The organism is Cellulomonas sp. NTE-D12, from assembly GCF_027923705.1.
In the GTDB taxonomy this organism is placed as follows: Bacteria; Actinomycetota; Actinomycetes; order Actinomycetales; family Cellulomonadaceae; genus Cellulomonas.
On sequence record NZ_AP026442.1, the window covers coordinates 2,279,398 to 2,304,509 of the forward strand.

Sequence of the window (25,112 nt, forward strand, 5' to 3'; positions counted from 1 at the left end):
GTCACGCTACCGCCCCGGTCCCCGGCGTCCTGGACGCGTCCGCGCGGGCGTAGGAGCGGAACCGATACCGCGTCCCCGTCCGCGAGACGAGCCACGGACCGCCGTCGAGGGCCGCCTCGCGGGATCCGTCCGCCTCGAGCGGCTGGGCGCCGTCGACCTCGACGGGACGCCAGCGGACCGGATCCACCAGCGGCGCGTAGGTGTCCCCCGGCACGTCGAGGTCGACGTCGGTCACCTCGAGGCGGTCGGCACGCGTGATCGTCTCCGCGAACAGCGCCGCTCCGCCGATGACCCACGTCTCCTCGTCGGCCCCGACCAGCTCGAGCGCGGCCTCCAGCGACGGGCACACCTGCGCGCCCGCGGCGCGGTACGCCGGGTCACGCGAGAGCACGACGTTGCGGCGGTCCGGGAGGGGCCGCATCCGTTCCGGCAGCGACTCCCACGTCCGACGGCCCATCACCACGGCATGTCCGGCGGTGAGCCGGCGGAAGCGGGCCAGGTCCTCCGGCAGGTGCCACGGCAGCGTGCCGTCCCGGCCGATCACCCCGTCCGCCGTCTGCGCCCAGACGAGCGCGAGGCTCACACCGCCACCGGCGCCTTGATCGCCGGGTGGTGCCGGTAGTCCAGCACGTGCACGTCCTCGTAGGTGTAGTCGAACAGCGACGGCGCTCGGTCCAGCTCCAGCCGCGGTGCCGGGAACGGCGTGCGGGACAGCTGCTCGCGGACCTGGTCGACGTGGTTGTCGTAGACGTGGCAGTCGCCGCCGGTCCACACGAAGTCGCCGACCTCCAGGTCCACCTGCTGGGCCACCATGTGGGTGAGCAGCGCGTAGGAGGCGATGTTGAACGGCACCCCGAGGAACATGTCCGCCGACCGCTGGTAGAGCTGGCACGAGAGGCGTCCGTCGGCGACGTAGAACTGGAACATCGCGTGGCACGGAGCCAGCGCCATCTGCGGGATCTGGGCGACGTTCCACGCCGAGACGAGGTGCCGGCGCGAGTCCGGGTCGCGGCGCAGCCCGTCGAGGACGGCCGCGAGCTGGTCGACGTGGCCGCCGTCCGGCGTCGGCCAGGACCGCCACTGCACGCCGTACACGGGGCCGAGCTCACCGTCCGGCGCGGCCCACTCGTCCCAGATCGACACGCCGTGCTCCTGGAGCCAGCGGACGTTCGAGTCCCCACGCAGGAACCACAGCAGCTCGTAGACGACCGAGCGCAGGTGCACCCGCTTCGTCGTCACCAGAGGGAAGCCGGCCTGCAGGTCGAACCGCAGCTGTGCACCGAACAGGCTGCGGGTCCCCGTCCCGGTCCGGTCCGCCTTCCGCGTCCCCGTCTCCAGCACCCGGCGCAGCAGGTCCTCGTACGGCGTGGGCACGGACGCGTCGACCGGGCTCGTCATGGCGGACATCGTAGGTCGCGGACGCGGCAGGACATCGGGGGCTCGCACGGCGAGACTGGGGGCCATGACCGCCTCGTCGTCCTCACCGCCCACCGCTGGGACCGCACTGCCGGCCGACCTGCCGACCGGGCTGCTGATCGGTGGCGAGTGGCGGGCCGCCGGCTCGGGCGGCACGTTCGCCGTCCACGACCCCGCGACGACCGACGTGCTGGCGGAGGTGTCCGACGCCGGCGAGCAGGACGCCCTCGACGCCCTGACCGCCGCCGACGCGGCCTTCCGGGAGTGGCGGAGCGTCGCGCCCCGCGACCGCAGCGAGCTGCTGCGGGCGGTGTTCGAGGCGATCACGGCCCGGACCGACGAGATCGCCGCGGTGATCACCGCGGAGGGCGGCAAGCCCCTGGCCGAGTCCCGCGCCGAGGTGGCCTACGCCGCGGACTACGTCCGGTGGTTCGCCGAGCAGGCGGTGCGGATGGAGGGCCTGGCGCGGCGCGCGCCCGCCGGCACGCACTACCAGCTGGTGCTGCGCAAGCCGGTCGGTCCGGCACTGCTGATCACGCCGTGGAACTTCCCGATCGCGATGATCGCCCGCAAGCTCGCGCCGGCACTCGCCGCCGGCTGCAGCGTGGTGGTGAAGCCGGCACAGCTGACGCCGCTGACCACCGCCCTGGTCGCGGAGATCGTGCGGGCCGAGCTGGCGGCCCGCCGCCTGCCGACCGGGGTGGTCAACGTGGTGCCGTCGTCGTCCGCCTCCCGGATCTCCCGACCGCTGCTCGCGGACCCACGCCTGCGCAAGCTGTCCTTCACCGGCTCGACGGAGGTCGGCGCATCGCTGCTGAAGCAGGCGGCGGACGGCATCCTGCGCACGTCGATGGAGCTCGGCGGCAACGCGCCGTTCCTCGTCTTCGACGACGCCGACCTCGACGCGGCCGTCGAGGGCGCCGTGGCCGCGAAGATGCGCAACTCCGGCCAGACGTGCGTCGCGGCCAACCGGTTCCTGGTGCAGGAAGGGGTCGCCGAGGAGTTCACCGCGAGGCTGACGGAGGCGTTCGGCCGGCTCGTCGTCGGACCCGGCGACCGACCGGGCACCACGGTGGGCCCGCTGATCCAGCAGAGCGCCGTCGACCGGGTGACCGAGGTGGTGCAGCAGGCGGACGACGCGGGTGCACAGGTGCGCGTCGGCGGCATGCGGCCCGAGGGGCGCGGCTGGTTCTACCTGCCGACGGTCCTGGACGGTGTGACGCCGGACATGCGGGTGGTCACCGAGGAGGTGTTCGGCCCCGTCGCCCCGGTGCTGCGGTTCGGGTCGGAGGACGAGGGCGTAGACCTCGCCAACGCGACTCCGTTCGGCCTGGTCGCGTACGCGTACACCCGTGACGTCGGCCGGGTGATGCGCCTCACCGAGAGCATCGACGCCGGCATGCTCGGGGTGAACCGCGGCATGGTCTCGGACGCGTCGGCGCCGTTCGGCGGGGTGAAGCACTCCGGCCTCGGCCGCGAGGGCGGCGAGGCCGGCATCGAGGAGTACGTCGACCCCATGTACGTGGCGCTGTGAACGGCCACCACGCGGACGGCGCGCACGCGGACGGTGCGCACGCCGACGTCTCGGTCCGGCCGGCCGTCGCCGGCGACGAGCGCGAGGTGGCCCGCATCCAGCTCGCCGCCTGGCGGTCGGCGCACGCGGCGACCCTCGGGCAGGAGGTGCTGGAGAGCTTCGACGAGGGCGCCTTCGTGGAGCGCTGGGCGCAGGCGGTCCGGATGCCGCCGGCTCCCGGGTATCGCGTCCTCGTGGCGTGCGCGGGGCCGCGCGTGGTGGGCTTCGCCGCCGTCGCACCCGTCCCGCCGCCGAGGGAGGAGCCCTTGGCCGCACCGGGTGGCGTGATCCTCGCGCTCGAGGTGGACCCGCCGGAGCAGCGTGCCGGCCATGGCTCTCGCCTGCTGGCGGCCGCCGTCGACCTCCTGCGCGGGGACGGTGCCGACCAGGTCCAGACCTGGGTGATCGACGGCGACGAGGCACGCGACCGCTTCCTCGCCGGGGCCGGGATGGGACCGGACGGTGCCGTCCGGGACCTCAGCTCGGGAGAAGGTCCCGGTGGCGAGGCCTTCGTGGTGCGGGAACGCCGCTGGTACGCCTCGATCTAGGGACGCCGGTCGATCGAGGCGGGCCGGGAGCTAGGACTGCTCGCGTCCCCGGTGCAGCCGGCTCGCGCGGCGCAGGGAGCCGCGGGCACGACGTCGGTCCCCCGCCGCGTCGTACGCGAACGCCAGGCGATACCACGCGCGCCAGTCGTCCGGGGCAGCCTCGACGACCTGCCTGGCAGGCTCGAACCGCTGCCGCGCCACCTGCCGGTCGACCCGTCCGCCGGGTGACCGCGGCAGGTCGTCCACCGGCAGCTCACCGGCTCTGTCCAGCTCGTCCGCCATCCGCTGCACGTCCACCGCGAGCAGCCACTCCCGGACGATCAGTGCGATGACCAGCAGGGGAAGGACCAGGAACGCCGTGCCGAGGGCGATGCCGACCGCCCGGCCGGTAGCGATCAGCTGGACCGAGCGCACCCCGACCAGCCACACCCACACGGCCAGCAGGGCCGTGACCAGCACCGCACCGACCAACCCGGTGTACCGGCGCCGGGCCGGCGGCCGGTCGGGCTGCGCGGTCACGGCGTGCCCAGGCCGAGCAACGGCGCCAGCCCGACGGTCAGCCCGGGGAGGCTGCCCACACGGCGGACACCGAGCAGCACCCCGGGCATGAAGCTGGTGCGGTCGAACGAGTCGTGGCGGATGGTCAGCTGCTCCCCCGGGTTGCCGAGCAGCACCTCCTGGTGCGCGGTGAGCCCGCGCAGCCGGACGGCGTGCACATGGATCCCCTCGACCTCGGCGCCGCGCGCACCGTCGAGCGACTGCGTCGTGGCGTCCGGGACGGGACCTCGGCCAGCGGCGGCACGTGCAGCGGCGATGGCTCGCGCCGTGGCACGTGCGGTACCGGACGGTGCGTCGACCTTGTCGGGGTGATGCAGCTCGACCACCTCGACCGACTCGAACCAGCGCGCAGCCTGGGCGGCGAACGATTCGGCGAGCACGGCGCCGAGTGCGAAGTTGGGGGCCACGAGGACGCCGATGCCCGGGGCGTGCACCAGGTGGTCGCGCACCCGGTCGAGCGCCTCGTCGGTCCAGCCCGTCGTCCCGACGACGACGTGCACGCCGCGGTCGATCAACGCGTGCACGTTCTGCTCGGTGACGCTCGGGACGGTGAAGTCGACGGCTACCTGGGCACCGGCGTGCGACACGGCGGTGAGGTCACCGTCGGCGTCGACCTGCGCCACCAGCTGCAGGTCCGGTGCGGCGTCCACCGCCTGCGAGACGGTCGACCCCATGCGCCCGTGGGCGCCGAGCACGGCTACCCGGATCTCGTCGGTCACGGGGAGCCACCCTACCTATGGCGCTCAGGGCGTCGGACGCCCGAGCCGCTCCACGAGGCGCCGCAGGTCGGCCGGCGCCAGGCCGGTGAACCGCTCGACCTCTCGCGGGGGGTACGCCGGGTCCATGAACCAGCGCAGCGCCGCCACGGCCGCCTCGAGCCGCACCGGCCCGGCGCCGACCCGTTCACGCACGTACGAGGAGAACCGCACGGCCGACAGGTAGGCGGCCGGGGCCATGCCGAGCAGCGCGACGCACCAGCGATGAAGCTCCGCAAGCTGCACGCCCGCGAACCCGGCCAGGTCGACCGGACGCACCAGCCCACGCTCCTGGTCCACGCGGGCGACCACGTCGTCCAGGCGGTCCAGGTCCGCGGAGCGCTCGATCGGCTGCCGGGCAAACGCGTCGAGCAGCAGACGGGCCGCGTCGTCCTCCGCGCCGGCCGCGAGCAGACGTGAGGCGTCGTCCGCGACCGGCCCGACGACGTCCGCCAGCGGCAGCGCCCGGTCCGCGATCGGGCGCCCACCGCGCAGCCGCGCGGGACCGAGCGGGTGCAGCTGGAGGCCCAGCCGCACGCCCGGGCCCGTCTGCGTACGCACCAGCGCGTGCGTCCACGGGCCGCGGAGCTCCGGCTCCTCGGGCCGGCGCTCACCGGTGAGCGGGTCCACGAGCAGGCCGGTGGCGCCGGCGGTCAGCAGCACCAGGCCGCGGCCGTCGGGCAGCAGCACCTCGGCCTCGCCCGGACTTCCGGGCTGGTGCAGCACCCAGACGTGCTCGACGACGCCGCGCAGCGAGTCGGGCACCTCGATTCGCCGGTACGTCACCTCGGCCACGGCCATGACGCCATTGTGTCGCGCGGACAGCCCACCACGAGCGGGCATCGAGAGGACGATGCGTGGTCGTGGCGTCCCTTCGCGCATCGCTCGTGCCCGCCGTCCGCGACCTGCTCGCGATCCTGGTGGTCGGGCTCGTCGGCGGCTCGTTGCTCGCCGCGTGGTGCATCCACGTCGACGCCGCGGTGTGGACGGCGCTCGGCGTGCACATCCAGCCGGGCCTCGCGGATGCCGTCCGGCTCGCGATCGGGTGGCTGCGGATGGTGGCACCGTTCGCACTCGCCCTCTGGTGCGCGGGTCGCGGACGGGCGGGTGCCGGCGCGCGATGGCTACCGGCGTGGGCCGCGCTCGGTGCGGTCGCAGTCGGCACCGCCCTGGCTGTCGCGCCGTGGCCGCACGGGCTGCGGCTGGTGGACACCTGGCCCGGACCCGACATGCCCCTCGTGCCGAACGGTGACGGCTACTGGCGCCTCGGCCTGACCCCTGCGTGGGGTTATCCGGTCCTGTCGGCCCTCTTCCTCGCCGGAGCGGCGGTCCTCGGTGCCCGGGACGGGCGGAAAGGCCGCTTGGATGACGAGAGCGGGGACCATGCTTCCGTGCGCGCACCGGCACCGGTGCGGATGTCGCCGCTCGGTGCCGCACTGGTAGCGGTCCCCGCTGCCGCGGCGACGGCCGGTGCCGTGACGGTGGTCCTCACACTCTCCGCACGGTTCTCCGCGACGTCGTCGATCGAGTGGACCGCGGCCGCAGGCCCGCTCTGGTGGCTGACCCTCTCCTTGGTGGCGGCGGGGCTCGCCTCCGGCACCGGCCCGCTGGGTGTGGCCGGCGCCGGTGCGGCCGCACTGCCCGCCGTGGTCATGCCCGTGATGTCGTGGCTCGCCGGTGGCGACGACCTGCTGCTGGCGCAGGCGGCTGCGAGCCTGCTCGCGGGTGCCGTCCTCGTCGCGTGGCGACCCGGCATGGTCTGGGCGGTCGGTGCGCTCGGGCCCTCCGAGCCGCCCGTGCCTGCGGCGGCCGACGCCGAGCCTCTGGGCTGACGGCTCAGTCGCCGAACGGGCCGACGCGGACGACGCTGCGCGGCTGCGCCGCCAGCAGGACGGCCAGCGACTGGATGTCCACGGCGGTCACCGCGCGGATCCGCTCGAGCGACTCGTCCGTGCTGAGCAGCTCCCCGTGCACCAGCTCCGCGCGGCCGAGCCGGCTCATCCGGGAGCCCGTGTCCTCCATGCCGAGGACCAGGCCGCCGGACACCTGTCCGATGGACCGCCGGAGCTCGGCCGGCGTGATCGGGTCCTGTGCCAGCTTCTCCAGCTCGAGGACCAGGAGCGAGGTCACCTCGTCGACCTTGGCCGGCGTGCACCCGGCGTACAGGCCGAACAGCCCGGTCTCCGCGTGGCCGGACGAGAACGAGTACGTCGAGTACGCCAGCCCCCGCTTCTCGCGGATCTCCTGGAACAGGCGGGACGACATGCCGCCGCCGAGCACGGCGTTCAGCACGGTGAGGGCGAATCGGCGGTCGTCCGTGGCGGTCAGGCACAGGCCGCCGACGATGACGTTCGCCTGCTCGGTGGGTCGACGGACCGTCAGCTCCGTGCCGTCCGACGGGATGCCGAGCTCGCCTGCGAGGAGGCGGTCACCACCGACGCGACGCCCGACGGGCACGGCGTGGTCGTCCAGCGACCAACCACCGGCCGGCAGTGCGCGCAGCACCTGCTGGCACAACGCGTCGTGGTCCACACCGCCCGCTGCGGTGACTACCAGGGTCGCCGGCCGGTAGTGCTGGCGATAGTGCTCCCACACGGCGTCCCTCGGGACGTCGCGGATGGTCTGCGGCGTGCCTCCGATGGGTCGGCCGAGCGCGTGCGACCCGAAGACCGCCGTGGCGAACTGCTCGTGCACCACGTCGCTCGGGTCGTCGTCGTTCATCGCGAGCTCTTCGAGGATCACCCCGCGCTCGGTCTCCAGCTCGTCCGTGTCCAGACGGGCGGACGTGACCATGTCGGCGATGACGTCGACCGCCATCGGCAGGTCGTCGTCGAGCACCCGCGCGTAGTACGAGGTGTGCTCCTTGCCGGTGGCGGCGTTGGCCTCGCCACCGACGGCGTCGAACGCCTCCGCGATGTCCATCGCGGTGCGGCGCTCCGTGCCCTTGAACAGCAGGTGCTCGAGGAAGTGCGTCGAGCCGAAGTGCCCGCTGGTCTCGTCGCGCGATCCGACGCCCACCCAGGCGCCGACCGTCGCCGAGCGCAGACCGGGCATGTGCTCGGTCAGCACCCGGACCCCGCCGGGCAGGACGGAACGACGCACGAGTGCGTCGCCGTCCTGCCCGGCGGACTGCTCCGCCCCCGGCTGACCGGAGGCGACGAGCGGGAGGTCCAGCGGCACGTCAGGCGTTCGCAGGCGCCGCGTCGGTGGCGTCGGTGCCGGTCTCCTCGGAGCCGGCCGCCGGGGCCGCCGCCTCCTCGTCGACCACCGCGTGCAGCGAGAGCTTGCCGCGCGGGTCGATCTCGCCGATCTCCACCTGGACCTTCTGGCCCACGGCGAGGACGTCCTCGACGTTCTCGACCCGCTTGCCGCCCACCAGCTTGCGGATCTGCGAGATGTGCAGCAGCCCGTCCTTGCCCGGCGACAGCGAGACGAAGGCACCGAACGTCGTGGTCTTGACGACCGTGCCGACGAAGCGCTCACCCACCTCGGGCATGTGCGGGTTGGCGATCGCGTTGATCGCCGCCCGCGCGGCCTCCGCCGACGGACCGTCGGTGGCGCCGATGTAGACCGTGCCGTCGTCCTCGATCGAGATGTCGGCGCCGGTCTCCTCCTGGATCTGGTTGATCATCTTGCCCTTCGGGCCGATGACCTCGCCGATCTTGTCGACCGGCACCTTCACCGTGATGACGCGCGGCGCGAACGGGCTCATCTCGTCCGGCGTGTCGATCGCCTCGGCGATGACGTCGAGGATCGCGAGGCGCGCCTCCTTGGCCTGCGTCAGCGCGCCGGCCAGGACGCTCGCCGGGATGCCGTCGAGCTTGGTGTCCAGCTGGATCGCGGTGACGAACTCCCGCGTACCGGCCACCTTGAAGTCCATGTCGCCGAACGCGTCCTCGGCACCGAGGATGTCGGTCAGTGCGGCGTACCGCGTCTGCCCGTCGACCGTGTCGGACACGAGACCCATCGCGATGCCGGCGACCGGCGCGCGCAGCGGCACACCGGCGTTCAGCAGCGACAGCGTCGAGGCGCAGACCGAGCCCATGGACGTCGAGCCGTTGGAGCCGAGAGCCTCGGACACCTGGCGGATCGCGTAGGGGAACTCCTCGCGGCTCGGCAGGACGGGCACGAGGGCCCGCTCCGCCAGGGCGCCGTGACCGATCTCGCGGCGCTTCGGCGAGCCGACGCGGCCCGTCTCACCGGTGGAGAACGGCGGGAAGTTGTAGTGGTGCATGTACCGCTTGCGCGTCTCCGGCGACAGCGTGTCCAGCTGCTGCTCCATGCGGAGCATGTTCAGCGTGGTGACGCCGAGGATCTGCGTCTCGCCGCGCTCGAACAGCGCCGAGCCGTGCACGCGGGGCAGCACCTCGACCTCGGCGGACAGCGTGCGGATGTCCCGCAGACCGCGGCCGTCGATGCGGAAGCCGTCGGTGAGGATGCGCTGACGGATCAGCTTCTTCTGCACCGAGCGGTAGGCCGCGGAGATCTCCTTCTCGCGGCCCTCGAACCCCTCGGCCAGCTCGGCCTGGATCTCCGCCTTGATCTCGTCGAGACGGTTCTCGCGCGTCTGCTTGTCCGCGATGGACAGTGCCTCGCCGAGACGTGCGGTCGCGGCGGTCTCCACGGCGGCGTAGGCGTCCGGCTGGTACTCCGGGAAGACCGGGAAGACCTGCGTCTCCTTGGCCGCACGCGCGGCGAGCTCCGCCTGCGCGAGGCACAGGGACCGCAGGAACGGCTTGGCGGCCTCGAGGCCCTCGGCGACGACCTCCTCGGTCGGCACCGTGCCACCGCCGCCGTGCACCAGGCCCCAGGTCGCCTCGGGCGCCTCGGCCTCGATCATCGCGATCGCGACGTCGTCACCGACGATGCGGCCGGCCACGACCATGTCGAACGTGGCGCGCTCGCGCTCCGTGTACCGCGGGAAGGCGACCCACTGACCGTCGACCAGCGCGATGCGGGTCGCGGCGACCGGGCCGGAGAACGGCAGGCCGGACAGCTGGGTGGAGATCGACGCGGCGTTGATCGCCAGGACGTCGTACGCGTCGTCCGGGTGCAGCGCGAGGACGGTGACGACCACCTGGACCTCGTTGCGCAGGCCCTTGACGAACAGCGGGCGCAGCGGGCGGTCGATCAGGCGGCAGGCCAGGATCGCCTCGGTCGAGGGACGGCCCTCGCGGCGGAAGAACGAGCCGGGGATCTTGCCGGCGGCGTACTGCCGCTCCTCGACGTCGACCGTCAGCGGGAAGAAGTCGAACTGGTCCTTGGGGTGCTTGCCGGCCGTCGTGGCCGACAGCAGCATCGTCTGGTCGTCCAGGTAGGCGACGGCGGAGCCGGCGGCCTGCTTGGCCAGGCGGCCCGTCTCGAAGCGGACGGTGCGCTTGCCGAACTTGCCGTTGTCGATGACGGCCTCGGCGAACTGGATCTCGGGACCCTCCACGGGTGCCCTCCTTGTTCTCGAAGTGCGCCGGTGGGTCCGCGGCGGTCTTCGATCGAGGCCCTCGGCGCGCCGTGCGGCGGTCCGGGGGCCACTACCGAGGACCGGACGTGGGACCGGCGCGGCGGTGTGGTGTGACGTGGTGCGTACGTCAGGGACGCGTACCGGCCCCGACGCGGGACCAGCCCGGACCCTGTGCGGGGTCCGGGCTGGTCCGGTGGGTCAACGGCGCAGGCCGAGCCGCTCGATCAGGCTGCGGTAGCGCTCGATGTCGATCTTCTGCAGGTAGCCGAGCAGCCGACGACGGCGCCCGACGAGCAGCAGCAGACCACGACGGGAGTGGTGGTCGTGCTTGTGCTCCTTGAGGTGCTCGGTCAGGTCCTTGATGCGCTGCGTGAGCACCGCGATCTGGACCTCCGGCGAACCGGTGTCACCCTCGTGGGTCGCGTACTCGGTCATGATCGACTGCTTGGTGGCAGTGTCGAGGGCCAACGGTTCTCCTGGTGTCTCGTTGCGCGGCGCTCCGGGGCTTGTCCACCCGGGCTCTGTGGGTCCGCGGCCGTTCTGACGGCGCGTGAAGTCTACCAGCAGGTCTGCCGCCGGCCGGTTGGTCCACCTCGGGCCCGCCCGTCAGCCGCCGGGGCCAGCTGCCGCCGGTCAGCCGCCGGGCAGGACCCGTACGCCGGGGTCGGCGGCGCCGGCGAGCACCTCGCGCACCCGCGCCACGTCCTGCCCCATGCGCTCCAGGAGCTCGTCGACCGACGCGAACCGCAACGTCGGGCGGAGGCGTTCCACCAGCTCCACGGCCACCTCCTCGCCGTACAGGTCGAGGTCCGTGCGGTCCAGGACGTAGGCCTCGACGCGGCGCACCACGCCGTCGAACGTCGGGTTGGTCCCGATCGACACCGCGGCAGGCAGCACGCGGTCCGGGTCGTCGGGCGACACGGGGGTGCCGTCGGCGTGGGCCAACCGGCGCAGCCAGCCGGCGTACACGCCGTCGGCCGGCACCATGCCGGTCGCGTCCGGCGCCAGGTTCGCCGTGGGGAAGCCCAGCTCCCGGCCGCGGGCGTCGCCGTGCACCACCAGCCCTCGGATGCGGTGCGGCCGCCCGAGCACGCGCGCCGCCTGCCGCACGTCGCCCTCGGCGAGCAGCTCCCGCACCCAGGTGGACGACCACCGTCGGCGCAACGGGTCGGCGCTGTGGCCGTCGCCCACGCTGGGGTCCGCCGTGACGTCCTCCACGACCTCGACGTCGAACCCGTAGCCCCGGCCCAGCCGCGTCATCGCCGCCAGGTCCCCGCCGTTGTCCCGGCCGAAGCGCACGTCACGCCCGACGACGACGGTCCTGGCATGCAGCCCCTCCACCAGGTAGCGCCGGACGAACTCCTCGGGCGACTGCCGGGCGAAGTCCAGCGTGTACGTGATGAGCAGCACGGCGTCCAGGCCCGTCTCCCCCAGCAGCTCCAACCGGTCGGCGTCGCCCGTCAGGCGGGGCGGCGCGGTCTGCGGCCGGTGCACCTGGGCGGGGTGCGGCGTGAACGTGACGGCGACCGAGCGCAGGCCCGCGGCGTGCGCGTCCGACGCCAGACGCTGCAGCACACCCGCGTGCCCACGGTGGACACCGTCGAAGTTGCCGATGGTGACCACGCTCGGGCCGAAGTCCGCCGGCACCTCGCCCAGCTCCGTCCAGACCTGCACGCACGCTCCTGCTCGGGTCGTCCTCCGTGGTGGGCGTCCTCGACGCCGGTGCCCAAGCCTGCCACCTGCGCCGGTGTCCGCCGTATCCCTTGACCCCTGCGCCGGTGCAGGTCCTCGTCCCAGCGCCTCAGGCGGGGGCGAAGACCAGGAGGGGCACCGCCCGGTCACCCCGGTTCTCCAGGAGGGCCACCAGCTCGCCGCTCGGGGAGAACGCCGCCACCGGTCCGCCCGCAGCAGCGACGGCGTCCAGGCGCTGGCCGTAGGACAGCGCCCGGGTCTCGGCCTCGCTGAGCTCCCGGGGGGCGAACATCGCCCGGGCCGCGTCGGCCAGGGGCAGCACGGCGATCGGGCGGTCCGTCGGCGCGGCCTCGAGGACGTCGAGCGGGGTCGCCGCCTCGATGCCGTAGGCACCGACACGGGCCCTGCGCAGCGCGGTCAGGTGGCCCCCGGCACCCAGCGCGGCGCCCAGGTCGCGCGCCAGCGCTCGGACGTAGGTGCCCGACGAGCAGGTGACGGAGACGGCCAGGTCGACGACGGGGGTGCCGTCCGACGCCGACGACTTGCGCACGTCGAGCACGTCGAACCGGGACACGACCACGTCGCGGGCGGCCAGCTCGACCTCTTCACCGGCCCGGACCCGCGCGTAGGCACGCTTCCCGTCGACCTTGATCGCGCTGACCGCACTGGGTACCTGGCTGATCGGCCCGGTCAGCGCCGACACGGCGCGCCGAAGCCGCTCCTCGTCGAGCTCGGCAGCGCCGGCCGCGGCGACCAGCTCGCCCTCGGCATCGTCCGTGGTGGTGCTCTGGCCGAGGCGGATGGTGGCGTCGTAGTCCTTGTCCGAGCCGACCAGGTACGTCAGCAGCCGGGTGCCGCGCCCGATGCCGAGCACGAGGACGCCCGTGGCCATCGGGTCGAGGGTCCCGGCGTGGCCGACCTTGCGGGTCGCCGCGAGGCGTCGCACCCGGGCCACGACGTCGTGGCTGGTCATCCCGGCCGGCTTGTCGACCACCAGCAGGCCGTCGGCGGCAGTGGGCCGGTGGTCCTGCGCCCGCGCCGGGCGGTCTGGCCGGGCGCTCATCGGACGCCTGCGTAGCCCAGCCGGACGGGGCGGCCCGACGTCTCCTCGCCGATGCGCATCGGTGCGATCGCACCGGCGTCCCGCAGCCGACGCAGGCCGACGACCGCGCGGTCGCGCAGCGTGAAGGGGTCGATCGTGTTGACGTTCACCTTGGTGCCCCCCTCGAACCCCGCGAGCGTCGAGACGCGCCACTTCAGCACGATGCGCCACGGCATCGGCTCGGCCACGTCCGGCGGCCGGTGGTGCCACTCCTCGTTGCTGGGCGTGTGCACCCCGGACACGGCGTGCAGCGCGTGCACCAGGTCGGACACGGCGCGCACCTCCGCGTCGTCGTGCTCCCAGGGCAGCTGGTGCTCGCCGGTCGCGTACACCTCGAACGCCGGGTAGCGGTGGCCGACCCCGGCGATCGCGACCGCGTGCTCGTTCGCCGCGACCACGAGCCCGTGCCGCAGCGCGACGTCGAGCACCGCCTGGTTGTACAGGTCCGGCTCGTCGCGCAGCCGCTTACGCTCGCGCTCCACCTGGGGCCCGTGCTCGTCGATGGCCACCACCTGCTTGTGGAGGTGGTCGAACGACGCCCCCGCCGGCCGCAGCCAGTTCTGGAAGGCGGCGACGTACAGGGCGTCGGGCCGGGAGCCGTACAGGTCCTGCACCGTCCGCACCGTCATCGCCATGAACCGGTGGTGCTCGTCCGGCGTCAGCGTGCCCGACCCGGCCAGCTCGTCGTCGAACCGGGCGCCGTCGACCAGGTGACGGCGGGCCACCACCACGTCGTGCGAGCCGGCGAACAGGTCGACCGCACCGGCGAGCGGGTCGTCGGAACCGCCGGCGGGAGCAGCGCCGGCCGCCCCGCGGGCCCGGAGCACCGACACGACGTGGGCCCGGCCGGCGGGGTCGGCCACGTACCGCGCCGCACGGTCCGCCACGTCGGCCGGAACCACGTAGCCGTGGTTGGCCCGCCAGTAGTCGACGGAGAGGATCTCGTAGAGGTTCGGGATGCGGCGGACCTCGGCCACGGTCTCACCCAGAGCGGCGGCCGCGACGTGCTCGATCAGGCGCGGCTCCGGGTCGCAGACCACGCGGGCCTTCTCCGGCGGTGTCTCGGTGTACCGGTCCGGGCAGAAGGCGCAGAGCGCGTCGGCGCGCGCCGGGTCGACCGGCGACCGTTGTGCGGGCACGTCCGGCAGCGGGCGGTTGGCCCGGCCGGGCAGCGTCCAGACGGTGGTGCCCGTCAGGGGCGAGACCTGCTTGACGGTTCCGTCCGGCAGCCGGCGCAGCGGTTCGGTGTCCGCCTGGGTGGTCACGGCCGTCAGGCGGTGGGCCCGGCGGCGGGCTCGGCCGTCGACGGCGCGGAGCCGTCCGCACCGGCGTCCGCGTCCGACTCGCCCTCCTCGCGGAGGTCGTCGTCCGTGTCGTCCTCTGCCGGACGTCGGTACGGGTCCGAGTCCCCGGCGTACGACGCACGGGCAGCCAGGGCTGCGACCTCGGCGTCGCGGCGCGCCGCCTCGGACAGCGCGGCCTCGAGGTGGGCGGCCGTCTCGGGCACCGCGTCGAGGTGGAACGCGATCGTCGGCGTCAGGCGCAGGCCCGTCGCCTTGCCGACCTCGGAGCGGATCAGCCCCTTGGCGCTCTCGAGCGCGGCGGCGGAACCGGTCCGCGCCTCGTCGTCCCCGAGCACGGTGTAGAAGATGTCCGCGTGCTGCAGATCGCCCGTGACGCGCACGTCCGTCACCGTGACGTAGCCGAGCCGGGGGTCCTTGATGCGGGTGTCGAGCATCTGGGCGACGACCTGCTGGATGCGATCCGCGATCTTGCGGGCGCGGGGGCGGTCCGCCATGGCCTTCCTCCTTCGTGGTGCCGGCTCACGCCGGGATGTCGGTGCCGGGACGCTCGGTGCTCGTCGCCGCCCACGTGGGCGAGACCCGCACGGGACCGGGCGGGTCACCCGCGAAAGGTGACCCGCCCGGTGCGCGCCGTCAGGAGCGAGGCTTCTCGCGCATCTCGAACGTCTCGATGACGTCCTCCACCTGCAGGTCGTTGAACGACCCGAGGCCGATGCCGCACTCGTAGCCCTCGCGGACCTCGGTGGCGTCGTCCTTGAACCGCTTGAGCGACTCGATGGTGAGGTTGTCACCGATGACGCGGCCGTGCCGGAGCACGCGCGCCTTGGAGTTGCGGCGGATCTCGCCGGAACGGACCAGCGAACCGGCGATGTTGCCGAACTTGGAGGAGCGGAAGACCTCGCGCACCTCGGCCGTGCCGAGCTGCACCTCCTCGTACTCCGGCTTGAGCATGCCCTTGAGGGCCGCCTCGACGTCGTCGATCGCCTGGTAGATGACCGAGTAGAAGCGCACGTCGACGCCCTCGCGGTCGGCCAGGTCCTCCACGCGCTCCGCGAACTTCACGTTGAAGCCGATGATGATCGCGTTGTCGACCGTGGCCAGGTTCACGTCGTTCTGCGTGATGGCACCCACACCGCGGTGGATGACCCGCAGGTCGACCTCCTCGCCCACGTCGATCTTGAGCAGCGCGTCCTCCAGCGCCTCGACGGCACCGGACACGTCGCCCTTGATGACCAGGTTGAGGGTCTCGACCTTGCCCTGGGCCAGCGCCTGGGTGAAGTCCTCGAGGCTGATGCGCTTGCGGCGCTTGGCCAGGAGGGCGGCACGCTCGGCGGCCTCGCGCTTCTCGGCGATCTGCCGAGCGGTCCGCTCGTCGGGCGCCACCAGGAAGGTGTCTCCCGCGCTCGGGACCGACGCCAGGCCGAGGACCATCACCGGACGGGCCGGACCGGCCTCGGTGACGTTCTCGCCGTGCTCGTCGAACATCGCGCGGACGCGGCCGTGGGCCGTGCCGGCGACGATCGCGTCCCCGACGTGCAGCGTGCCGGACTGGACCAGCACCGTCGCGACGGCACCGCGACCGCGGTCGAGGTTGGCCTCGATCGCCACGCCGCGCGCGTCCTTGTCCGGGTTGGCCCGCAGGTCGAGGGCGGCGTCCGCGGTGAGCAGCACCGCCTCGAGCAGCTGGTCGATCCCGGTGCGCTGCTTGGCGGAGACGTCGACGAACATCGTGTCGCCGCCGTACTCCTCCGCGACCAGGTTGTACTCGGTCAGCTGCTGACGGATCTTGGCGGGGTTGGCCCCCTCCTTGTCCACCTTGTTCACCGCGACGACGATCGGCACGCCGGCCGCCTGGGCGTGGTTCAGCGCCTCGATCGTCTGGGGCATCACGCCGTCGTCCGCCGCCACCACCAGGATCGCGATGTCGGTGACCTGGGCACCGCGGGCACGCATGGCGGTGAACGCCTCGTGGCCCGGGGTGTCGATGAACGTGATCGCCCGGTCCACACCCTCGTGCTCGGTGCGCACCTGGTAGGCGCCGATGTGCTGTGTGATGCCGCCGGCCTCGCCCGCCACCACGTCGGTGGAGCGGATCGCGTCCAGCAGCTTCGTCTTGCCGTGGTCGACGTGGCCCATGACGGTGACCACGGGCGGCCGGGCCTGCAGGTCCTCGTCGGACTCGCCGGCCTCCTCCGCCTCCAGGTCGATGTCGAAGGACCCGAGCAGCTCGCGGTCTTCCTCCTCCGCCGAGACCATCTCGACGACGTAGCCCAGCTCGGCGCCGAGCGCGTTGAAGGTGTCCTCGTCCAGCGACTGGGTGGCCGTGGCCATCTCCCCGAGGTGGAAGAGCACCGTCACGAGCGAGGCCGGGTTGGCGTCGATCTTGTCGGCGAAGTCGTTCAGCGACGAGCCGTGACGCAGGCGCACGACCGTCGAGCCGTTGCCGCGCGGGACGGACACGCCGCCCAGCGACGGCGCCTGCATCTGCTCGAACTCCTGGCGCTTCGCGCGCTTCGACTTCCGCCCACGGACGGGACGACCGCCGGCACGCCCGAAGGCGCCCTGCGTCGAACCACGGCCGGCGCCACCGCTGCGGCCGCCACCGCCCGGACGTCCGGCGAAACCGCCGCCACCGGCGCCCGGAGCGCCACCCGGGGCACCCGGACGGCCGCCCGGACCACCGCGACCGGCGCCACGGCCCGCGGGGGCCGGACGCTCGCCGGGACGGCCGACACCGCTGGAGGTGCGGCCGGGCATCATGCCCGGGTTCGGACGCGGGCCGCCGGGACGGGGTCCCGCGGGGCGCGGACCGCCCGGACGGTCGCCCGCGGCGGCCGCGGGAGCACCCTCGGTGCGGCGCTCGCCCGGACGCGGCATGCCCTGGGAGGGTGCGAACGGGTTGTTCCCCGGACGCGGACCACCCGGGCGCGGGGCGCCGGAGCGGTCACCCTGCCGCGGCATCCCCTGCGAGGGCGCGAACGGGTTGTTGCCGGGACGGGCCTGCGGCCGCGGACCAGGTGCGGCACCGGGACGGGCCGGTGCGCTGGGCCGGGCGGCGGGCGCAGCCGGTGCCGCCGCGGAGGCCGCGGGACGCGCTGCCGGGCGGGCGCCGGGAGTGGCGGCTGCCGGGCGTGCGGGAGCCGGGGCTGCCGGGCGCACCGCCGGCGCGGGAGCTGCAGCGGCAGCCGGCGCGACGGGCGCGGCACTGACGGGCGCAGCGGGTGCCGACGCGGCCGGTGCCGGCGCGGCGGGTGCGGCAGGACGTGCGGCCGGGCGGACCGGAGCCGCAGGCGCGGCGCTGGTCGCCGCGGGGTACGTGTCGCGCAGCTTGCGCACGACGGGGGGCTCGATGGTCGAGGAGGGGGACCTGACGAACTCCCCCAGCTCGTTGAGCTTGGTCATGATGGTCTTGCTGTCGACCCCGAGCTCCTTGGCGAGCTCGTAGACGCGGACCTTGGGCACATCTCTCCTGTCTCGGTCCGCCCCGGACAGGTCGGACCGTCGTTAGTGCTGGGCACTCATAGCTGGGCACTCATCGGTGCGCGCTCATCGGGCAGCCATCGGCTTCCTGACCCGCTTTCCTCATCGACGGTGGCTACCCCTCCGGGACCGGCCCGGTGGGGTCCTGCTCCGACCCCTCGAGATGACGGCGGACGACGGTGACGTCCAGCAGACCCGGCACTCGCAGGGCCCGCCCGAACGCGCGCCGACGTTCGGCGAGCTCGAGACAGTGCGGATCGGGGTGCAGCCACGCACCCCTTCCCGGCATCCGGCGGCCGGTGTCCACCACGAGGACCGACGTTCCGGTCCCGGTGGTGCTGGCGACCACCCTCAGCAGGGCGTACCGGGGGGCTGTCGCACGGCAGCCGACGCACGTCCGGAGCGGGCCAGAGCCCGCACCGGAGGACGAGGGACGCCGGGCGCGCCGCCCAGGCGTGGCAAGTCTACCCCGGACCGCCTGCTCGGCGGCAGGTCGGGACCACACGCCGCCCGGCAGCGCGCTCTCGTCAGCGTTCGTCGGCCGCACCAGGTTGTCCCGCTGCCGCACCCGCGGCCGGTTCCGCGTCGGAGCGGATGTCGATGCGCCAGCCCGTCAGCTTCGCTGCGAGCCGCGCGTTCTGCCCCTCCTTGCCGATCGCCAGCGACAGCTGGTAGTCGGGCACGACGACCCGGGCAGCCCGGGCGACCGGGTCGACGACCGTGACCGAGAGGACCCGGGCCGGCGACAGGGCGTTGGCCACCATCTCCGCCGGGTCGTCCGAGTGGTCGACGATGTCGATCTTCTCTCCGTGCAGCTCCGCCATCACGGCGCGCACGCGACCGCCGAGCGGGCCGATGCACGCTCCCTTGGCGTTGACCCCGGGGACGGTGGCGCGGACGGCCATCTTGGTCCGGTGACCGGCCTCGCGGGCGATCGCCGTGATCTCCACGGTCCCGTCGGCCACCTCGGGCACCTCGAGGGCGAACAGCTTGCGGACCAGCCCCGGGTGCGTCCGGGACAGGGTCACCTGCGGACCGCGGTTGCCGCGAGCCACCTCGAGCACGTACCCGCGGATGCGCTCGCCGTGCACGTACTGCTCGGTGGGCACCTGCTCGTGCGCGGGCAGCACCGCCTCGGTGCCGCCGATGTCGACCAGCACCGTGCGGGGGTCACGGCCCTGCTGGATGACGCCGCCGAGCACCTCCCCCTCCTTGCCGCGGAAGGTGCCGAGCACCGCGTCGTCCTCGGCGTCGCGCAGGCGCTGCACGATCACCTGCCTCGCCGTCGAGGTCGCGATCCGGCCGAAGCCGGCCGGGGTGTGGTCGAACTCGGGTCCCAGCTCCACGGGTGCCGGGACGGCCTCCTCCTCCCCCTCGACCGGCGGGGCGTCGGGTGCCGGCAGCGGCTCGCGCGCCCACACCGTCACGTGCCCGGTCTGGCGGTCGAGCTCCACCCGGGCCCGTGGGTACGCACCCGGCGTCCGGTGGTACGCGGAGAGCAGCGCCTGCTCGATCGCCTCGACCAGCACGTCCAGGCTGATGTCCCTCTCGCGCTCGATCAGTCGCAGCGCCTGCATGTCGATGTCCACGTCACGCCTCCCCTCGCTCGTCGTCCCGCGTACCGGTGCCTGCCACGTCCTCGCCGTCCGGTCCTGGCTCCTCGACCGGGCCGAGCCCCTTCAGGTCCACCTCGACCCTGCCGTCGACCACCCGGTGCAGCGGCACCTGCTGCGGCGGACCCTCGACGGGTCGGCGTCCCTTGCCGGGCGAGGTCACCGGCACGACGACCGCCACCGCGTCGTCCGCCGGCCCGTCGACCCGGTCGAGCCGGCCCACCACCTCCGACCCGTCGTCGAGCCGCAGGCGCACCGAGCGCCCGACCGCGTGCACGTAGTGGCGGCGCTGCGTCAGCGGTCGGGCCACGCCGGGGCTGGACACCTCCAGCGTGTACGGGCCGGACGGCACGTCGGCCTCGTCGAGCGCGTCGGACACGGCTTGATGCACCAGCGCGACGCGGTCCAGGTCGAGCTCCGTCGTATCGTCCTCGGTCAGGTCGACGGTCACCCGGACCACGGTGCGCGGACCGGTGCCGACCACGGCGACGTCCTCCAGCACCAGGCCGGTCCGCTCGACGGCGGGTGCGACGAGCTGCCGCACCCGCTCCGGGGTCGCCGCCGCCATCTCCGCCTCCGCTCACCTGCACGTGCCCCCGAGGAGCTCGCCGAGGACCTGACCTCGCGACGTGCCGGACCAGCCTAACGAGTCCGCGCGTGCCGCCGGTCGCCGGTCGAGGGCCGTGGGAGGATCGCCCGCGATGAGCGCCCCAGTCCTCCGACGCAGCCACGCGGCCGTCGCCCTCGCCCTGAGCGTGGCGCTCGGCCTGGGACTCAGCGGCTGCGAGCTGCGGCTCGCGACCCCCGCCGCCACCGAACCTGCACGGTCGGCGGCCGAGGTGCTGCGTTCGCGAGCGGTGGACGACGCGCTGACGTTGGAGCAGACCGGGCGCGCGGCGCGCGGCACGGCGGCCGGGAGCGCCGCTGCGGTGGCCCCCGTGCTGGACGACGTCGTCGCGTTCAGCACGCGCCACGCGGCCGAGCTCGGAGGCGTGTACTCCTCGGGTCTGCACCCCAGCGGATCGGCCACCGCCACGCCGACGGCCACCGCACCGCCCAGCACCCCGGCGGACGTGCTGGCGGTGCTCGCCTCGTCGGCGACCGACGCGCTGGGCACCGCCGAGGCCGTGCCGGACGGCGGGATGGCTCGGCTGCTCGCCGCGATCGGCGCCGCTCGGGCCCAGCTCGCGAGCCGGCTGGCCACGGCACTGGGCCTGCCTGCGCCGGCCGTGACGCCGACGACAGGTACCGCGCCGCCGACGGCCGCCCCGTCGCAGAGCACGTCGGGGGCCCCGAGCCCGTCGGCGACCACGTCCGGCTCCGCGGCCGGGCTCAGCCCGGCCGACCTCGACGCCTTGACGGTGGTCCACGACCAGGCCGGCTACGGCCTGGAGGTGGTCGCGGCGAAGCTCGAGGGCGCGGCGCGTGCCCGGGCGCTCGCGGCCGCACGTGCGCACCGAGCGGCCGCGGAGGCCTGGGCCGTGCGCGCCGGGACCGCGGCCACCGCACGGGATCCGCGACGAGCGGCGTACACGCTGCCCACCGGTCTGCGTGACACCGCGACCGCGACGGCCCTCGCCCGGACCCTGGAGGAGGCCGTCGCTCGCGCAGACGCCACCATGGTGGCCGCCGCGCCTGCGGGCCAGCGCGGCGCCCTGATCGACGACCTCCGCACAGCCGCCGACGCGGTGGTCGCCTGGGGCGGCGCGCCGGACCCGCTTCCGGGGCTCGTGCTACCGACGACGTCGGCCGCACCGTCGGCCGCACCGTCCACCACCCCCACCCGCTGACGGTCCCCGCGACGCGCCGTCGCGGGGACCCCGGTCGGTCGGCGAGGAACCCGTCAGTCGGCGAGCAGCCCGTCCACGAGCTCGGCGACCACGTCGGCCGCCGTCGCCACCGGCACCTGCCGCGCCTCGCCCCCGACACGCGGGCGGACCTCCACCACGCCGTCGGCCAGGCCGCGTCCGACCACCACCACGAGCGGCACGCCGAGCAGCTCGGCGTCGGCGAACTTCACGCCGGGCGACACCTTCGGCCGGTCGTCGTACAGCACCTCGACACCACGGGCTGACAGCGTCCCGGCCAGCGCCTCGGCCGCCTCGAACACCGCCTGGTCCTTGCCGGTCGCCACCACGTGCACGTGCGCCGGCGCCACCGCCGCCGGCCACGCGAGGCCGCGCTCGTCGTGGTTCGCCTCCGCGAGGGCTGCCAGCACGCGGCTGACGCCGATGCCGTACGACCCCATGGTGACCACCTGGGCCTTGCCGTTCTGGTCGAGCACCGTCAGGCCCAGCGCCTGGGCGTACTTGCGCCCGAGGGCGAAGATGTGGCCGATCTCGATGCCGCGCGCCAGCTCGAGGGGTCCGGAGCCGTCCGGCGCCGGGTCCCCGGCGCGCACCTCGGCGGCCTCGATCGTGCCGTCGGCGGTGAAGTCACGTCCTGCGACCAGGTCGAACACGTGCCGACCCGCCTCGTTGGCGCCGGTGATCCACCGGGTGCCCGGCACCACGCGCGGGTCGAGCAGGTAGCGGACCGCCGTGCGCTCGCCGTCCGGGCCGACGGGCGCGTTCGGCCCCATCACCGCGGGACCGATGTACCCGCGCACCAGCTCCGGGTGGGCGGCGAAGTCCGCGTCACCGGCCGCCTCCACCTCGGCGGGGGCGACCGACGCCTCGAGCCGCTTGGCGTCCACGTCCCGGTCGCCGGGGAGACCGACGACGAGCAGCTCGCGCTCCCCGCCGGGGTGCACCAGCGCGAACACGACGTTCTTCAGCGTGTCGGCAGCCGTCCACGCCCGGTCCGGCCGCGGGAACCGGTCGTTGGCCAGGGCGACCAACGAGTCGATCGTCGGGGTGTCGGGCGTGTCCTCCACGTGCGGTGCCGGTGCGTCGTCCCAGGGCAGCGACGGCGGCACGACGGTGGTGACCGCCTCGACGTTGGCGGCGTAGCCGCCCGGCGACCGGACGAAGGTGTCCTCGCCGATCGCGGTCGGGGTGAGGAACTCCTCCGACCGCGAGCCGCCCATCGCCCCAGAGGTCGCGGCGACGATGACGTGCTCGAGGCCGAGCCGGTCGAAGATGCGCACGTAGGCGTCGCGCTGCGCCTGGTACGAGGCTGCGAGGCCGTCGTCGTCGAGGTCGAAGGTGTACGCGTCCTTCATGATGAACTCGCGCCCCCGGATCAGACCCGCGCGGGGCCGGGCCTCGTCGCGGTACTTCGTCTGGATCTGGAACAGCGTGAGCGGCAGGTCCTTGTACGACGAGTACAGGTCCTTCACCAGGAGCGTGAACATCTCCTCGTGCGTCGGCGCGAGCAGGTAGTCGCCGCCCTTGCGGTCCTTGAGCCGGAAGATGTTCGGCCCGTACTCGGTCCACCGACCCGTCGCCTCGTAGGGCTCCTTGGGCAGCAGCGCCGGGAAGTGCACCTCCTGGGCGCCGGCGGCGATCATCTCCTCGCGCACCACGCCCTCGACCTTCGCCAGCACGCGCAGGCCGAGCGGGAGCCACGTGTAGATGCCCGGCGCGGCGCGCCGGATGTACCCGGCGCGGACCAGGAGCTTGTGGCTGGCGACCTCGGCATCGACCGGGTCCTCGCGAAGCGTGCGGACGAACAGGCTGGACAGGCGCAAGAGCATGGGCGCAAGGCTAGTTGCCCGGCACTGGCGGTCCGGCACGCACGTCCGGCGCGGCCGGTGGGAGCGCGGCGCAGCCGTCGCAGGCGACGACGTCGGCGGCATGCGCCACGATGGGCGCGTGCCTGAGCTGCCGGAGGTCGAGGCGCTCGCCCAGTTCCTGCGCGGGCGGGCCGTGGGTCGCACCGTCACGGCGGTGGAGGTGGGTGCGATCAGCGCGCTGAAGACGTTCTCGCCGCCTCCGGACGCGCTGGTCGGGGCAGCCGTCGCCGACGTGCTGCGCCACGGCAAGTGGCTGGACCTCCTCGCCGCGACCCCGGCCGGTGAGCCGCTGCACCTGGTGTGGCACCTGTCCCGCGCGGGCTGGGTGCGCTGGTCGGAACAGCTGTCGACCACCCCGGTGCGACCAGGCCGGTCCCCCATCGCGCTCCGGCTCCGCCTGGACGACGGGTCCGGGTTCGACCTGACCGAGGCGGGCACGCGAAAACGGCTGGCGGTGCACGTGGTCGAGGACGTCCAGGAGATCCCGCAGATCGCCACGCTCGGCGTCGAACCGCTGTCCGACGAGTTCACCTCCGAACGACTCGGCGAGCTGATGGCGGCCCGCAACCAGCAGATCAAGGGGCTGCTGCGCGACCAGGGCACGATCGCCGGCATCGGGAACGCGTACTCCGACGAGATCCTCCACGCCGCCCGCACCAGCCCGTTCGCCCCGACGAGGTCGTTCGACGCGGAACGCACCCGGGTGCTCTACGACGCCGTCCGACGGGTCCTGACGGAGGCCGTGGTGGCCGCAGCCGGCAAACCGGCTGCCGAGCTCAAGGACTCCAAGCGCCGGTCGATGCGCGTGCACGGACGCACCGGGCTGCCGTGCCCCGGCTGGAACGGCGAGCCGTGCGGCGACACGGTCCACGAGGTGTCGTTCGCCGACTCGTCGCTGCAGTACTGCCCCACGTGCCAGACGGGCGGCAAGCCGCTCGCGGACCGCCGGCTGTCGCGGCTGCTGCGCTGACCCGCCGCGGCTCCGGCGGACGGTCGCGTCCCTGCCCGTCGCGCCGGCCGGTGCCGGAGAGGGCGGCTAGAACAGCACGGTGGCGTACGTGCCGACCTGCCGGAAGCCGACCGCGCGGTACGCAGCGACCGCCCGCACGTTGTGCGCGTTCGCGTACAACGACACCAGCGGCGCGATCTCGTCCCGGGTGGTCCGCACGACGGCTGCCATGCCGCCCTCGGACAGCCCCTCACCACGTCGGTCCGGCCGGACCCAGACCCCCTGGACCTGAGCCACGCCCCCCGCGACCGCCGCGACCTCCGCCTTGAACACCACCGAGCCGTCCTCGATCCGGACGAAGGAGCGTCGCTGGGTGATCAGCGACCGGACGCGCGCCTCGTAGAAACCTCCGGAGCCTGCGAGGGGCGAGTAACCGACCTCCTCCGTGAACATCGCGACGCACGCGGGCAGCACGGCGTCGAGCTCCTCCGGCCGTGACCGGCGCACCAGCGGGTCGGGGGCGAGCGGCGGGTCCGAGTCGATCACCATGGACGGCTGGTCGGGCCGCACGTCCCGGGCGGCGGGCCACAGGCCGTCCAGGCGACGCCACAGGTCCAGCACGTCGTCCCGGGGACCCACCAACGACGAGCACCGTCGGCCCCGGTACGCACCGAGCTTGGCGAACGCGTCGAGCGCCCGGTCCCGCACCGGCCCCGCCAGGCCGGGCAGGATCGGCACCAGGTTCGCCCCCACCCAGCAGGCCGCGACCAGCTCACCGGCCTCGGCGTACCCCCACAGCTCGCCGCCCGCCGACCGGAGGCCGGAGGTGCGGGCGTGGTCCAGCCGGGTCGTCGCCAGCACGGTGCCCACCGGGTCGAGGGCGCACAGCCCCAGCGCGCCGGTGACGTCCTCGTCGGTGAGGACGGCAGCGCCGGTGCGACCGTCGAGCACGGCGGCCCGCAGGGCTGTCATGCGGTGATTGTGCCGT

At 74.1% G+C, this 25,112-nt stretch carries 23 protein-coding genes; 5 read left to right on the forward strand and 18 right to left on the reverse strand.

Translation table 11 applies throughout. From position 1 onward, the window contains the following. Nucleotide 1 precedes the first annotated feature (1 nt). Nucleotides 2–583: a dihydrofolate reductase gene (locus tag QMF98_RS10495; RefSeq protein ID WP_337973001.1), complete on the reverse strand. Its 582-nt coding sequence runs from the start codon at nucleotides 581–583 to the stop codon at nucleotides 2–4. Further along, on the reverse strand, nucleotides 580–1,398 hold the full coding sequence (locus tag QMF98_RS10500; RefSeq protein WP_337973002.1) for a thymidylate synthase: 819 nt from the start codon (nucleotides 1,396–1,398) through the stop codon (nucleotides 580–582). Before QMF98_RS10500 ends, QMF98_RS10495 begins: the two co-directional genes overlap by 4 nt. A 64-nt stretch (nucleotides 1,399–1,462) precedes the next feature. On the opposite strand from QMF98_RS10500, the gene QMF98_RS10505 reads away from it, so the two are divergent. Beyond that, nucleotides 1,463–2,950, forward strand: a complete 1,488-nt coding sequence (locus QMF98_RS10505; RefSeq protein WP_337973003.1) for an NAD-dependent succinate-semialdehyde dehydrogenase — start codon at nucleotides 1,463–1,465, stop codon at nucleotides 2,948–2,950. Further along, nucleotides 2,947–3,537, forward strand: a complete 591-nt coding sequence (locus QMF98_RS10510) for a GNAT family N-acetyltransferase (RefSeq protein ID WP_337973004.1) — start codon at nucleotides 2,947–2,949, stop codon at nucleotides 3,535–3,537. Before QMF98_RS10505 ends, QMF98_RS10510 begins: the two co-directional genes overlap by 4 nt. 30 nt (nucleotides 3,538–3,567) lie before the next feature. Here the strand turns inward: QMF98_RS10510 and QMF98_RS10515 are convergent, their stop codons facing one another. Genes QMF98_RS10515 through QMF98_RS10525 form a run of 3 tightly spaced genes read right to left on the reverse strand, consistent with a single transcriptional unit; the run spans nucleotide 3,568 to nucleotide 5,651 of the window. Next, entirely contained in the window at nucleotides 3,568–4,056 is a 489-nt protein-coding gene (locus QMF98_RS10515) for a hypothetical protein (protein WP_337973005.1), read from the reverse strand. Beyond that, nucleotides 4,053–4,814: a 4-hydroxy-tetrahydrodipicolinate reductase gene (dapB, locus tag QMF98_RS10520; RefSeq protein WP_337973006.1), complete on the reverse strand. Its 762-nt coding sequence runs from the start codon at nucleotides 4,812–4,814 to the stop codon at nucleotides 4,053–4,055. Before dapB ends, QMF98_RS10515 begins: the two co-directional genes overlap by 4 nt. 24 nt (nucleotides 4,815–4,838) lie before the next feature. Further along, on the reverse strand, nucleotides 4,839–5,651 hold the full coding sequence (locus tag QMF98_RS10525; RefSeq protein WP_337973007.1) for a hypothetical protein: 813 nt from the start codon (nucleotides 5,649–5,651) through the stop codon (nucleotides 4,839–4,841). A gap of 62 nt (nucleotides 5,652–5,713) precedes the next feature. Between QMF98_RS10525 and QMF98_RS10530 the strand changes: the two genes are divergently transcribed. Next, nucleotides 5,714–6,682: a hypothetical protein gene (locus tag QMF98_RS10530; protein WP_337973008.1), complete on the forward strand. Its 969-nt coding sequence runs from the start codon at nucleotides 5,714–5,716 to the stop codon at nucleotides 6,680–6,682. 4 nt (nucleotides 6,683–6,686) lie between these two features. Here QMF98_RS10530 and QMF98_RS10535 read toward each other — a convergent pair whose 3' ends face one another. The 11 genes from QMF98_RS10535 to rimP form a co-directional block, all read right to left on the reverse strand. Further along, nucleotides 6,687–8,030 (reverse strand): M16 family metallopeptidase, encoded by a 1,344-nt coding sequence (locus QMF98_RS10535; protein WP_337973009.1) that lies wholly within the window; start codon nucleotides 8,028–8,030, stop codon nucleotides 6,687–6,689. Between the two features lies 1 nt (nucleotide 8,031). Beyond that, nucleotides 8,032–10,287, reverse strand: coding sequence for a polyribonucleotide nucleotidyltransferase (locus tag QMF98_RS10540; protein ID WP_337973010.1), 2,256 nt, complete (start codon nucleotides 10,285–10,287; stop codon nucleotides 8,032–8,034). 219 nt (nucleotides 10,288–10,506) lie between these two features. Next, nucleotides 10,507–10,776 (reverse strand): 30S ribosomal protein S15, encoded by a 270-nt coding sequence (gene rpsO / locus QMF98_RS10545; RefSeq protein WP_263732369.1) that lies wholly within the window; start codon nucleotides 10,774–10,776, stop codon nucleotides 10,507–10,509. A gap of 165 nt (nucleotides 10,777–10,941) precedes the next feature. Next, nucleotides 10,942–11,982, reverse strand: coding sequence for a bifunctional riboflavin kinase/FAD synthetase (locus QMF98_RS10550; protein ID WP_337973011.1), 1,041 nt, complete (start codon nucleotides 11,980–11,982; stop codon nucleotides 10,942–10,944). Nucleotides 11,983–12,109: 127 nt separating this feature from the next. Then, a complete protein-coding gene (truB, locus tag QMF98_RS10555) occupies nucleotides 12,110–13,063 on the reverse strand; it encodes a tRNA pseudouridine(55) synthase TruB (protein ID WP_337973012.1) in 954 nt (317 codons plus the stop codon). Then, a complete protein-coding gene (locus QMF98_RS10560) occupies nucleotides 13,060–14,367 on the reverse strand; it encodes a DUF4921 family protein (protein WP_337973013.1) in 1,308 nt (435 codons plus the stop codon). The genes truB and QMF98_RS10560 overlap by 4 nt, the downstream gene beginning before the upstream one ends. Before the next feature lie 5 nt (nucleotides 14,368–14,372). Next, nucleotides 14,373–14,900, reverse strand: coding sequence for a 30S ribosome-binding factor RbfA (gene rbfA / locus QMF98_RS10565; protein ID WP_337973014.1), 528 nt, complete (start codon nucleotides 14,898–14,900; stop codon nucleotides 14,373–14,375). Nucleotides 14,901–15,039: 139 nt separating this feature from the next. Further along, a complete protein-coding gene (infB, locus tag QMF98_RS10570; protein WP_337973015.1) occupies nucleotides 15,040–17,868 on the reverse strand; it encodes a translation initiation factor IF-2 in 2,829 nt (942 codons plus the stop codon). Between the two features lie 133 nt (nucleotides 17,869–18,001). Further along, complete coding sequence (locus tag QMF98_RS17035; RefSeq protein ID WP_490715607.1) at nucleotides 18,002–18,235, reverse strand: YlxR family protein; 234 nt, start codon at nucleotides 18,233–18,235, stop codon at nucleotides 18,002–18,004. 178 nt (nucleotides 18,236–18,413) lie between these two features. Further along, entirely contained in the window at nucleotides 18,414–19,475 is a 1,062-nt protein-coding gene (gene nusA, locus QMF98_RS10580) for a transcription termination factor NusA (RefSeq protein ID WP_291758684.1), read from the reverse strand. A gap of 1 nt (nucleotide 19,476) precedes the next feature. Then, nucleotides 19,477–20,067, reverse strand: coding sequence for a ribosome maturation factor RimP (gene rimP, locus QMF98_RS10585; protein ID WP_337973016.1), 591 nt, complete (start codon nucleotides 20,065–20,067; stop codon nucleotides 19,477–19,479). 133 nt (nucleotides 20,068–20,200) lie between these two features. Here rimP and QMF98_RS10590 point away from each other — a divergent pair, with 133 nt between their 5' ends. Further along, the gene (locus QMF98_RS10590) at nucleotides 20,201–21,289 is read left to right on the forward strand and encodes a DUF4439 domain-containing protein (protein WP_337973017.1); all 1,089 of its coding nucleotides are present in this window, start codon (nucleotides 20,201–20,203) and stop codon (nucleotides 21,287–21,289) included. Nucleotides 21,290–21,342: 53 nt separating this feature from the next. On the opposite strand, the gene QMF98_RS10595 is transcribed toward QMF98_RS10590, so the two are convergent. After that, entirely contained in the window at nucleotides 21,343–23,136 is a 1,794-nt protein-coding gene (locus QMF98_RS10595) for a proline--tRNA ligase (protein ID WP_337973018.1), read from the reverse strand. Nucleotides 23,137–23,254: 118 nt separating this feature from the next. Between QMF98_RS10595 and QMF98_RS10600 the strand changes: the two genes are divergently transcribed. Beyond that, nucleotides 23,255–24,145 carry an Fpg/Nei family DNA glycosylase gene (locus QMF98_RS10600; protein WP_337973019.1) on the forward strand — a complete coding sequence of 297 codons (891 nt, stop codon included), beginning with the start codon at nucleotides 23,255–23,257 and terminating at the stop codon, nucleotides 24,143–24,145. 66 nt (nucleotides 24,146–24,211) lie between these two features. Here QMF98_RS10600 and QMF98_RS10605 read toward each other — a convergent pair whose 3' ends face one another. After that, complete coding sequence (locus QMF98_RS10605) at nucleotides 24,212–25,096, reverse strand: GNAT family N-acetyltransferase (protein WP_291758692.1); 885 nt, start codon at nucleotides 25,094–25,096, stop codon at nucleotides 24,212–24,214. Nucleotides 25,097–25,112: the final 16 nt, after the last annotated feature.

What these genes read in the sequence shown, in the direction of transcription:
- QMF98_RS10500 (WP_337973002.1), bottom strand. Translation starts at nt 1,398, where the DNA reads ATGACGAGCCCGGTCGACGCGTCCGTGCCCACGCCGTACGAGGACCTG.
- QMF98_RS10505 (WP_337973003.1), top strand. Translation starts at nt 1,463, where the DNA reads ATGACCGCCTCGTCGTCCTCACCGCCCACCGCTGGGACCGCACTGCCG.
- QMF98_RS10525 (WP_337973007.1), bottom strand. Translation starts at nt 5,651, where the DNA reads ATGGCCGTGGCCGAGGTGACGTACCGGCGAATCGAGGTGCCCGACTCG.
- truB (WP_337973012.1), bottom strand. Translation starts at nt 13,063, where the DNA reads ATGAGCGCCCGGCCAGACCGCCCGGCGCGGGCGCAGGACCACCGGCCC.
- rbfA (WP_337973014.1), bottom strand. Translation starts at nt 14,900, where the DNA reads ATGGCGGACCGCCCCCGCGCCCGCAAGATCGCGGATCGCATCCAGCAG.
- rimP (WP_337973016.1), bottom strand. Translation starts at nt 20,067, where the DNA reads ATGGCGGCGGCGACCCCGGAGCGGGTGCGGCAGCTCGTCGCACCCGCC.
- QMF98_RS10590 (WP_337973017.1), top strand. Translation starts at nt 20,201, where the DNA reads ATGAGCGCCCCAGTCCTCCGACGCAGCCACGCGGCCGTCGCCCTCGCC.
- QMF98_RS10595 (WP_337973018.1), bottom strand. Translation starts at nt 23,136, where the DNA reads ATGCTCTTGCGCCTGTCCAGCCTGTTCGTCCGCACGCTTCGCGAGGAC.
- QMF98_RS10605 (WP_291758692.1), bottom strand. Translation starts at nt 25,096, where the DNA reads ATGACAGCCCTGCGGGCCGCCGTGCTCGACGGTCGCACCGGCGCTGCC.